Consider the following 10390-nt stretch of genomic DNA (forward strand, 5'->3'; position numbering starts at 1 on the left):
GAAAAGTGAGGTAAGAGAATATGGCAAACACGATCGAACTGGCAAAAAAGTACATCCCCATGCTGGATGAGGTATACAAGAATGCATCCCTGACCGCGAAGCTGGATGGCGCACCCGAACTGGCGCAGCAGGGCGCCAATGCGAATGAGCTGATCGTCCCCATGCTGGATATGCAGGGCCTGGGCGACTACGACCGCAACAGCGGTTATGCGTCCGGCAACGTGACAATGACCAACGAAACCGTGAAGTGCAACTTCGACCGCGGCCGCATGTTCACTGTAGACAACATGGACAACGCTGAGACCGCCGGTCTGGCCTTTGGCCGCCTGGCGGGTGAGTTCATCCGCACCAAGGTGGTGCCTGAGCTGGACGCTTTCCGCTTTGCCAGCTACTGCGGCAAGAGCGGCATCACCAAGAAGGAAGAGACCCTGAACGACGGCGCAGCCGTACTGGCGGCCCTGCGGGTGGCCATCACCGCCATGGACGAAGCCGAGGTGCCCATGGAAGACCGCCACCTCTTCATCACCCCCACCCTGGACGGCATGATCGCCGATCTGGACACCACCAAGAGCCGGGAGATCCTGGCCCGCTTCGCCAGCAAGACGCTGGTTCCCCAGACTCGCTTCTACACTGCCATCGATCAGAAGGACGGCCACACCGGCGGGCAGGAAGCCGGCGGTTATACCAAGGCTTCTTCCGGCGGTGCCGATCTGAACTTCATGGTCATCCACAAGCCCGCCCTGATTCAGTTCGAGAAGCATGTGGCCCCCAAGATCGTGACCCCTGAGCAGAATCAGGACGCGGACGCCTACAAGTACGGCTACCGCAATGTTGGTATCGCTGATGTGTACAAGAACAAGGTGAAGGGTGTATACGCCAGCTACAAATCCGCTGGTTGATGGAGGTGCGCGTATGGGCAGAATTGTAGGCTACCTGGTACCCAAGAAACCGGCCGAAAAGAAGCAGGAGGCAGAGAAGCCCGTTATGGATACCACCGCTGTGGATACCACCGTTGTGGAGAGCCCAGCCCCGGGGAAATCCAAGAAGAAGGTGCAGGATGATGCGTAAAATCGACAAGCGACTGCTGGACCCTCGTAGCGAGGTTGAAGTCGCAGAGAATTTCAACCGCGTACTTGCTCTGGTCGATGAAGCCAGTGGGGCGGAAGGCCCCGCTGGTCCGCAAGGGGACCCGGGCCCCAAGGGTGACCCTGGTGTTGGCATCAAGACCATCGCCGGCAGTATCGATGGCAGCAATAAGCTGACCTTGACCATTACCCTGACGGATGAGACCACGCAAACGGTCGAGGGGACGCTTACCCCGCCTGCTGCGGGTTAAGGAGGTGTGGCGCGGTGGTTGAATTTGCGTTTTACCGGGATGTATATGGCGGTGACAGTGTGCCGGAAGGAGAGTTCCGGGCGTATGCCCGAGACGCTTCGGCTCATCTGGAACGCTACAAGCGCATCTATTCCGTAACGCCCACGGCCGAAAACAGCGAACAGATGGCCCTGTGTGCCATGATCGATGCACTGTACTATTTCGACTGGGTGCGAAGCGGCGGGGCGGCTGCCAGCGTGAGTGTTGGCAGTGTGAGCAGCAGCCGGGCGCAGGGTGTGCAGCCGGATCTGAGCCCGGCCGCCCAGAATCGTGAGCTTTACCGCTGCGCCCAGCTCTATCTGGATATTTACCGTGGGACCGAAAGGGGATGGTGATATGTTCAGAGTAAGACCTGGCCCGCCGGTGGATTACAGTCTGTGTAACCAGACTGTCACGTTGTACCATGCAGATTTAAAAAACGGTTTTCAATGCACCCGAACCCTGTTTCGCGGTGCATTTTTTGACGCCAAGAAGGTGCAGACCGTGGACAAAATCGGCAGGCAGGAGGCAAACAGTTTCCTGCTTGTTCTTCCATCCGGGTGGGATGGCCGCCCGGTGTGGGTGGATGCGGCAGCCGCACAGCCTCTTGGTGCAGATCAAACGGTGTTTTCCTTGGCGGCCGGGGACAAGGTGTTTCTGGGCGATGGCCCGGAGATTTCTGATCGGACGGACTGGGGGAATTTTATCCCGGCCAGTGTGCCGGGGCTGGTTGTGGTCAAGGACGTGGATGTGAAATACTGGAACGCTGCGGTGTGCCATATTGAGGCGGGTGGTTGATATGGCGAATAAGAAACAGCTTTTCCGCCTGCCGGATGGGACCGTGGCATATCTGGAGATGCACAGTGTGAAGCGAATCCTGAAAGACAAAGGTCTGGCTCCGGATGGGTATGTGCAGATGTTTCACACCCAGAACGTGCTGCGGCGTATCGTGAAGTACATGCCCTATCAGAGTGGCATGACCGTTAAGGTTACGGTGGCGCAGACTAATATCCGCAAACCGCTGATCGTTACTGACACGCCTTACGCCCGGTTCCTCTTCAACGGTAAGCTTATGGTCAGCGATGTGACCGGAAGCCCCTGGGCGAGAAAGGGAGAGACCAAGCATGTCGTGAACCGTCCTCTGGATTACACCAAAACCAAAAATCCGAAAGCCGGACCCTTCTGGGACCGTGCGCTTTCCGCAGCGGAAGGCCCTGCCATGGCTGCAGATGTGCAGAGGTATATCAGGAGTAAGGGAGGGTAATGGATGAACCAAAAAAGTGATCTGGATCGGCTGAGGGAGTGGCTTGGGACCTATCCCGGGTATGATCTGGCCGCAAACATGTTGGTGGACTATCTGGACAGCATCCCGGGCAGCAAAAGCCTGCGGCCGGGTGGGCTGGTGGAGATCAGCCGCAATGAGGATATCCTGGGCAATGTGACTGTGAGTAACCAGTATAACTTCGGCTTGTATATTGCGGTGGCGAAAAGCCCTGGGGATGGTGCGAGCGCGGCCTATAACGCTGACTGGGTGCTAGATTTCCAGCGCTGGGTCCAACAGCAGAGCATTACGCACAGGGCCCCTACCTTTGGCAATATCGATCAACAACAGGAGCGCATCAAGGCACAGAACGGCGAACTGTACGACACTGACCAGGATGGAGTTGGGCTCTACATCGTGGCTTTGAGCGCGGAATTCAAAGAAAAGTATGAGGTGATCTGATGGCAAAAATCGAACGAAAGTATATGGCCCACTATATCGATGCAGCACTCCCCAGCGTATCGAAGGGCAGCCCCAACTATGTGCGGCTGGGCAAAGATCTGGAGGAATACAGCCCTGAGCTGAGCGCCAACGTAGAGAAAAAGCAAAACATTCTGGGCGAAAGCAGCATCATGCTGACCAGCTACGAAAAGAGCGGCAGCGTGGAACCCTACTACGCAGAAAAGGACGATCCTCTTTTTGCCCGGCTGCAGGGCATTGTTGATGAGTGCAAGATTCTGGATGATTGCAATACCACTGTGGTGGAGGTGCATCTGTGGGAAGAGGCGGACCCTGAAAAAGGCTACCCTGCGGTCAAGGACGATGCGGTGATCGAGGTAAGCAGCTATGGTGGCGATGCTACCGGTTACCAGATTCCTTTCAATCTGCACTACAGCGGCAAGCCCGTGAAGGGCCACTTCAAAGTGGACACCAAGACCTTCACCGTGGACGAAGAAGAGTAAGCATACACCCGGCCGGAAAGGTTGTCACCGGCCGGGTAATTTTGTATAGGAGGTCAGTATGGCAAAACAGAAATTGAGCATCGACACCGGTGTGCAGGAGTTCGAAATCAACGGCAGCGGTGTGCTGCGTTTCAATCCCAGCGACCCCAATGTGTACAACCGGTTTACGGAGATGCTGGAAAAGGTCCAGGCCGTGGAAAATGAGCTGGTGGAGAAGGCAGGCCAGCTGCCGAAAGAGGATAATGGCGTTGCAGCCCTTGCTCTTCTGGCTGACGCTGATCGAAAAACCAAGGCCGCTCTGCAGGAGGCATTCGGCAAGGAAAATGACTTCGACCAGCTGTTGGACGGTGTGAACCTGATGGCGGTGGCCGGTAACGGTGAGCGTGTGGTAACCAACCTGTTGGATGCGCTGCGGCCCATTGTTCAGGAGGGTGCCAGCCGGTTCTACGAAGAGAAAGCCAATGCCGCTGTGGCAAAGGCTCAGGCGAACCGCGAAGCCCGGCGTGCGGCCGGCCACAAATAATGGACCGCTGGAGTCTGCCGGAGGCACTGGAAATCGGCGGGCGGCAGTATGCCATAAACGCCGACTTCCGGGATGTGCTGGAGGTCATCCGCTGGCTGAACAATCCGGATGAGGATGAGCGGGTGCGGTATTTCGTGTCCCTGAAGCTGTTTTTTGAGGATTGGGACAGCATCCCCCAGAAGGACCAGGAAGAGGCGGCCCGCCAGATGATGATCTTCATCGCGGGCGGCGTGGAAGATACCGGCCCATCTGGCCCCCGTTTGATCGACTGGGAGCAGGATCAGGGAATGATTGTGGCAGATGTGAACAAGGTGGCCGGGTGCGAGATCCGCGCCCTGCCCTTCGTGCACTGGTGGACCTTCCTTGCCTGGTTCGGGGCCATCGGCGAGGGTCAGCTGTCCACAGTAGTGAGTATTCGCGATAAGCGGCGCCGGGGCAAAAAGCTGGAAGGCTGGGAGAGGGATTACTATCAGCAGCACAAAGCTGAGGTGGACCTGCGGCCCCGCTACACCGCAGAGGAGCTGGCCGAGCAGGAGCGCCTGAAAAAACTGTTGGGAGAGTGAGGCGATGTAATTGGCAGACGGTAAGGTAACAATCAGTACGGCGCTGGATAACACTGGATTTAAACGTGGTGTGAATCAGGTTAGCGGTAGCCTTGGTGGTTTGCGCTCGGTTGCTGGAAAGCTGGCAGCAGCACTTGCTGCAGCATTTGCCGTACAGAAAGTAATCCAGTTCGGCGCTGCCTGTATTCAGCTGGGCAGCGATGTGGCCGAGGTGCAAAACGTTGTAGATGTTTCGTTCGGCGGCATGGCCTACAAGATGGAGGAGTTCGCCGACACTGCGATCACCAGCTTCGGCATGAGTGAGCTGGCGGCCAAAAAGACCGGCAGCACCTATATGGCCATGGCAAAGGGTATGGGCGTAGCGGATGAGGCTGCCAGCGATATGGCCATTTCGCTGACCGGCTTGTCCGGCGATGTGGCCAGCTTCTTCAACATCAGTCAGGAGGATGCGGCGTACAAACTGCGGAGCATCTTCACCGGTGAAACTGAGGCATTGAAGGACCTGGGCGTGGTCATGACGCAGGCAAACCTGCAGCAGTATGCTATGGCCAACGGGATGAACAGCAATATCCAGGCCATGAGCCAGGCCGAGCGAGTTGCACTGCAATACAGTTTTGTGATGAATTCGCTGAAGCTGGCTCAAGGCGACTTCCTGCGTACGCAGGACAGCTGGGCCAACCAGACCCGCATTCTGTCCATGCAGTGGCAGCAGTTTATGAGCATCATCGGTCAGGCTCTTACTACGGTACTTCTGCCGGTGGTCAAAATGCTCAATACCATTGTGGCCGCCCTCATCAATATGGCCAACGCATTCAATGCGGTGATTACGTCCATTTTTGGAGGCGCGCAGAAGCAGATCCAGACGACTGGCGCGGCCATTGAAGGGGCAAACGCCGGAATCGCATCCAGCGCAGGAGCCGCGGCAGCGGGTGAGCACGAGCTGGCCGACGGCACCAAAGCGGCAGCCAAAGCAGCCAAGACCGCGACCGCGAGCATCGACGAACTGAACGTGCTGCAGCAGGATACCGGCTCAGCTGGTTCTGGCGGATCGTCCGCCAGTGGTGGTACAGGAGGTGTGGCAAACCTTGTACCTGAAGCAGCGGTGGACGAAGCACAGGAAGTACCGCCGATTCTGGAAAAAATTAAGCAGTTGATCGCACAGATCGGGCAACTCTTTGCGCCCAGCATCGCCGCTTGGAGTAAGGCCTTTGATCAGCTGTCCCGAGCGGCAAAAAGTTCCTGGGGCATTATCCAGGGGAGCGCGCTGGAATTGTGGGATACTGCTCTGCGCCCGCTGGGTGAGTACATTCTGGGAGATTTTATCCCCAGCGTGACGAATGCTTTTTCAGAGACATTCGCGCCGATATTCGCGGACATCGGCAGTCTGATCATGGAGCAGTTCGCTTTGCAGTTCCAATGGGCGTGTAATCTCATTGGAGATTTGATCAATTCCTTTTTGCTGCCGATGTTTGGTTTTCTGCAGCAGGTTATTCAGGATATGTTTGCCGGCATCAAAGGTGCATGGGATATATACGGTCAGCCAATCCTGGATGGTCTTGCTCTTGGATTCCAGTCTGTAAGAGATATCCTCTCCGATGTCTACTACAACCTGGTAAAGCCTGTGCTCGAAGAAATCATGCAACAGATCGACTGGTTGTGGAGTGAGCACCTGAAACCTTTGTGGGATAACCTCATGGAGTTTTTTGGTGCGTTTGCAGAGATGGTCCTCGCGATCTGGAATGAATATATTTATCCTTGGATCCAACAGATGGTGGATATATTCGCCCCAATTCTCGCCGAAGCAATCAAATTCGTGGTGGACGCATTCGCTACAGCATTCGCCAAGATCAGCGATATTGTGAGTGCGGTGATTCGCATCCTGAAGGGCCTTTGTGAATTTGTGACGGGTGTTTTCACCGGGGACTGGGAAAAGGCCTGGAATGGTATCAAGGACATCTTTGGCGGTGTCTGGGATGGCATTGTGGGAGTGCTAAAAGGAGCGGTGAATACGGTAATTGATATGATCAATGCTGTGCTGCGTGCGGTGGCGCTGGGCGTGAACGCGATTATTGACAAAATCAATGCGCTCAGTTTCACAGTGCCTGACTGGGTACAGGGAATCGGCGGTGAGACCATCGGATTCAACTTTGCGAAGTTCGACCCGCCTCAGATTCCAAAACTTGCTCGGGGCGCGGTTCTTCCGGCCAACAATCCGTTTCTGGCTGTGGTGGGTGACCAGCGGCGAGGAACCAACGTGGAGGCCCCGTTGGAGACCATCACCCAAGCTGTCATTGCGGCATTGTCTCAGCTTGGCGGAACGCAGGAGTTTACCGCCAGCCAGCCAATCGAGGTAAAACTGGATGGACAGGTGCTGTACCGCGCCATGGCGAAGATCGAAGCAAACCGGGGCGCAAAGATCGGAGGTGCATTCGCAAATGCCTATTAATTTGAAGGAAGCCACCGGTTTTTTGTACCTCGGCACCAGCCCGGAGACCAGCAGGGAGAACCATAGCATCGCAGTTCCTTACCCGGATCAAGGCAAAGCCCCGTTTACCACCAGTCGTCTGGTGGATTCGGCCCGCAATGCTCAGGGCACTATGGTGGGCCGGATGATCGGCCGTAGCCTGGACAAGCAGGAGATGGGATGGAGCACTATCTCGTGCTCTCTGTGGTGGGAGATGAATCGCTGGTTCGAGGACAACCATTTTACGTTCTACTGCCACTATTTCAACTTCAATACAGGCCGGTGGCTGACCAGATTGATGTACATCTCCGATGTAAAGGTATCGCCGGAGATCATCGACCCGGGCACAGGGGAACCAGCTTTCCTGCGAGATGCAAGTGTAAATGTAATCGATTGCGGGGTGATCTGATGCAAAAGGTGAGCGATGCCTACCGGCAGGAGATGACAAAGCCGGTGCTGGGCGCGGCAAAGCTGGCCGTGACCCTGAGCGTGGTGGACGAGGACGCAGCCCCCGGCGCGGCGGACAAAAGCGAGGGGCAGGCCTACTGGTCCAGTGTGGAAAGCGCCCTCACTCAGGACGGCGCGCAAAAGCGCAGCTACGCCACCTTCGAGCCGGGGCGCTGGAAGGCGGACGGAACTCTGCGCATTGCGGACGAGCCCGGCGGCGCACTGCTGACCGAGGGCTATGTGAGCGAGGCGATGAGCGGAGCGGATGGCAGGTTTGAGGCTCCGCCGGTGCTGGCGCTGGAATTTGAAACGCCGGTGAGCGTTCCGGCGCTGAGCTTCCGGTTTGACCAAGTGGCGGAGGAATGGTGCACCGCGCTGACCGTGACCGCCTGGAAGGGCGGCGAGCAGTTGGTGCAGCGGCAGGTGCTGCCCAAGGCGGTGGAGCACCAGGAGATGGTGCAGATCGATCGCTTCGACCGGCTGGAAATCCGCTTTGAGGCCACCAGCCAGCCCTTTCGTCGGGCGCGGCTGACCCGGCTAATGTTCGGCATGGAGCTGATCTTCGGCCAGGCGGAGCTGACCGAGGCGGCCCAGACCATGGAGGTAGACCCCATCGGCCGCAGGCTGCCCACCGGGGAGTTCAGCTTCTCGGCGGTGAACGTGAACCTGCTCACCGGCAGCCAGAACGGTCTGTATGACCCGGACAACCCGCAGGGCATCTGGAAGTATTTCGAGCAGCGCAACCCCATCACGGTGCGCTACGGCCAGCAACTGACTGGCGGCATGAAGTGGGGCGACGCGGCGGCGCTGGAATGGGGCGACCTGGCCTCCAGCGGCTGGCGGGAGCTATATCAGGGTGGCTTTGTGGAATGGATGCCTGGTGGGCGCTTTTACCTGACCGGCCAGCCCACGGTGGAAGGGCTGTATGACAAATTCTCCGCCACCGATGCGCTGGGCCTTCTGGATGGCACCTATTACAAGGGCGTGTGGGACGGCGCGCCCCACAGCTTGTGGGAACTGGCGACGCTGGTGTTGGAGGACGCGAAGCTTCCTCGCCGCAGGCAGGACGAGCAGCCCTGGGCGCTGTGGGAGGGCTTGAAAGAGATCACCACCGCTGCCCCGCTGCCAGTAAAGCAGCATCGGGAATGCTTGCAGCTGATCGCTCACGCGGCCTGCTGCCTTTTGTATGCCGACCGGGATGGCGTGATCCGCATCCAGCCGGATGAGAGCGCCCAAAGCGGGGTGAGCATCGGGCTTTCGGCCATGCTGGAAAGCGCGCCCAAAGTGGAAAAGACTGCGAGCCTTCTTCAGGTGGAGTGCCCGGCCACGGTGTATGCTCCCGCGGAAAAGGAGAGCCAGCTGCACAAGGGTACCTATCAGGTGAACGGGCGGCTGGAGCTGCACCTGAGCTGGAATCAGGCGGCGGACATCCGCGTGGAGTGCGAGGGCGCACAGGTGACGAGTCAGGCGCTGTATGCCGCGGCGGCGGATCTGGTGCTGGAGGGCAGCGGCCCGGCAACCCTGATCGTGAGCGGCAAAAAGCTGGAGACCAGCAGCCAGAACGCGGTGGCCCCGGTGACGGACGCGGACGAGAACGGCACAGTGGAAACGCTGGACAATCCGCTCATTACCGACCTGAACCGGGCGCTGGCGGTGGCGGACTGGGTGCGGGGGCATCTGCTGCGCCGCAGCACCTACACCTGCACCACCCGCGGCAACCCGGAGATGGACCCCATCGACCGGGTTCTGCTGGACATCCAATGGGAAACGGCCGCCCCGGCTCAGGTGCTGAAAAATCAGCTCACATACAGCGGTGGAGGGCTGAAAGGAGAAATGATATTGAAAAGAGGGAGTGAAGCATGAGAAAGAGCCAGAATTACCAGCTGCGTTTACCGGAACGTCTTGAAGAACGTAATGATCCGGCGGACATCGACGACCTGACCTACGACATGGAGATTATCGACCGGGAGCTGAAAAAGCAGGCGGATAAGGATGCCGAGCTGGACGACCTGAAGGCCAGCCGTACCGAGCTGAATGCTCACGCTTCAGCCTCGGTGCTGGCTCACCCGGATGGCAGCGTCACCGATGAGAAGATCGGCCTGCGCACCGTGGGCGGGGTGAAAAACAAGCTTCAGGCACTGCTGACCCTGATCGGCCAGCAGATCGCGGGCATCAAGGGAACCGAAGCCTGGAACGACGGCCCGGCCATCACGCTGGCGGCAGCAAAGCAGACGCTGGATGCCCACAAAGCGGCGGCGGACGAACTGCGGGAGCATTTCGACGCCCACGCGGCCAGCAAGGCTAACCCCCACGCGGTGACCAAAACCCAGGTGGGCCTTGGCAATGTGCCCAACGTGGCCACCAACGACCAGACCCCCACCTATACCGAGGCGGCGGCGCTGAGCCGTCTGGTGAGCGGCGAGACCCTGGCCCTTGCCTTCGGCAAGCTGGCCAAGGCGGTGCGCAGCCTGATGGAGCATCTGGCAGACACGGAAAATCCTCATACCGTGACCGCCCATCAGGCGGGGGCATACACTCAGCAAGAGACCGACAAGAAGGACGCGGCGGTGAAAAGTGCGCTGGAAAGTGCCCTTGCCGCACATACCGGGAATACCTCCAACCCGCATAAGACCACCAAGGCCCAGGTGGGGCTTGGCAGCTGTGATAATACAGCCGACGTGGACAAGCCGGTGAGCACTGCCCAGGCGGCAGCCATTGCTGCGGTGCAAAATGCACTGAACAGCCATAAAGCGGACAAAGCCAACCCCCATGCCGTGACCAAAACCCAGGTGGGCCTTTCAAACGTGACCAACGAT

General features: G+C 58.2%; 13 protein-coding genes and 1 pseudogene. All 14 read left to right on the plus strand.

The window, feature by feature from the left end; genetic code table 11:
- Positions 1-20 precede the first annotated feature (20 nt).
- The gene (locus EDD77_RS09070; RefSeq protein ID WP_058965649.1) at positions 21-899 is read left to right on the plus strand and encodes a hypothetical protein; all 879 of its coding nucleotides are present in this window, start codon (positions 21-23) and stop codon (positions 897-899) included.
- 13 nt (positions 900-912) lie between these two features.
- Entirely contained in the window at positions 913-1068 is a 156-nt protein-coding gene (locus EDD77_RS18075) for a hypothetical protein (protein ID WP_156417381.1), read from the plus strand.
- Positions 1058-1336 (plus strand): hypothetical protein, encoded by a 279-nt coding sequence (locus EDD77_RS09075; RefSeq protein ID WP_132587373.1) that lies wholly within the window; start codon positions 1058-1060, stop codon positions 1334-1336. Before EDD77_RS18075 ends, EDD77_RS09075 begins: the two co-directional genes overlap by 11 nt.
- Positions 1337-1350: 14 nt before the next feature.
- Complete coding sequence (locus tag EDD77_RS09080; RefSeq protein WP_058965653.1) at positions 1351-1710, plus strand: head-tail connector protein; 360 nt, start codon at positions 1351-1353, stop codon at positions 1708-1710.
- Between the two features lies 1 nt (position 1711).
- Positions 1712-2152 carry a hypothetical protein gene (locus tag EDD77_RS09085; RefSeq protein WP_058965654.1) on the plus strand — a complete coding sequence of 147 codons (441 nt, stop codon included), beginning with the start codon at positions 1712-1714 and terminating at the stop codon, positions 2150-2152.
- 1 nt (position 2153) lies between these two features.
- Positions 2154-2618 carry a minor capsid protein gene (locus EDD77_RS09090; protein WP_058965656.1) on the plus strand — a complete coding sequence of 155 codons (465 nt, stop codon included), beginning with the start codon at positions 2154-2156 and terminating at the stop codon, positions 2616-2618.
- Positions 2619-2621: 3 nt separating this feature from the next.
- Complete coding sequence (locus EDD77_RS09095; RefSeq protein WP_058965658.1) at positions 2622-3077, plus strand: hypothetical protein; 456 nt, start codon at positions 2622-2624, stop codon at positions 3075-3077.
- A complete protein-coding gene (locus EDD77_RS09100; RefSeq protein ID WP_058965660.1) occupies positions 3077-3577 on the plus strand; it encodes a hypothetical protein in 501 nt (166 codons plus the stop codon). The genes EDD77_RS09095 and EDD77_RS09100 overlap by 1 nt, the downstream gene beginning before the upstream one ends.
- 58 nt (positions 3578-3635) lie before the next feature.
- The gene (locus EDD77_RS09105) at positions 3636-4100 is read left to right on the plus strand and encodes a hypothetical protein (RefSeq protein ID WP_058965662.1); all 465 of its coding nucleotides are present in this window, start codon (positions 3636-3638) and stop codon (positions 4098-4100) included.
- Entirely contained in the window at positions 4100-4663 is a 564-nt protein-coding gene (locus EDD77_RS09110) for a Gp15 family bacteriophage protein (protein WP_058965664.1), read from the plus strand. Before EDD77_RS09105 ends, EDD77_RS09110 begins: the two co-directional genes overlap by 1 nt.
- Positions 4664-4673: 10 nt before the next feature.
- The gene (locus EDD77_RS09115) at positions 4674-7109 is read left to right on the plus strand and encodes a phage tail protein (RefSeq protein ID WP_132587374.1); all 2436 of its coding nucleotides are present in this window, start codon (positions 4674-4676) and stop codon (positions 7107-7109) included.
- Positions 7099-7536 (plus strand): hypothetical protein, encoded by a 438-nt coding sequence (locus EDD77_RS09120; RefSeq protein WP_058965668.1) that lies wholly within the window; start codon positions 7099-7101, stop codon positions 7534-7536. Before EDD77_RS09115 ends, EDD77_RS09120 begins: the two co-directional genes overlap by 11 nt.
- Positions 7536-9437: a hypothetical protein gene (locus tag EDD77_RS09125; RefSeq protein WP_058965670.1), complete on the plus strand. Its 1902-nt coding sequence runs from the start codon at positions 7536-7538 to the stop codon at positions 9435-9437. The genes EDD77_RS09120 and EDD77_RS09125 overlap by 1 nt, the downstream gene beginning before the upstream one ends.
- Positions 9434-10390, plus strand: a pseudogene (locus EDD77_RS09130) (hypothetical protein); the annotation flags it as partial. The gene EDD77_RS09125 and the pseudogene EDD77_RS09130, both read left to right, overlap by 4 nt.

It is taken from the genome of Allofournierella massiliensis, from assembly GCF_004345265.1.
In the GTDB taxonomy this organism is placed as follows: Bacteria; Bacillota; Clostridia; order Oscillospirales; family Ruminococcaceae; genus Allofournierella; species Allofournierella massiliensis.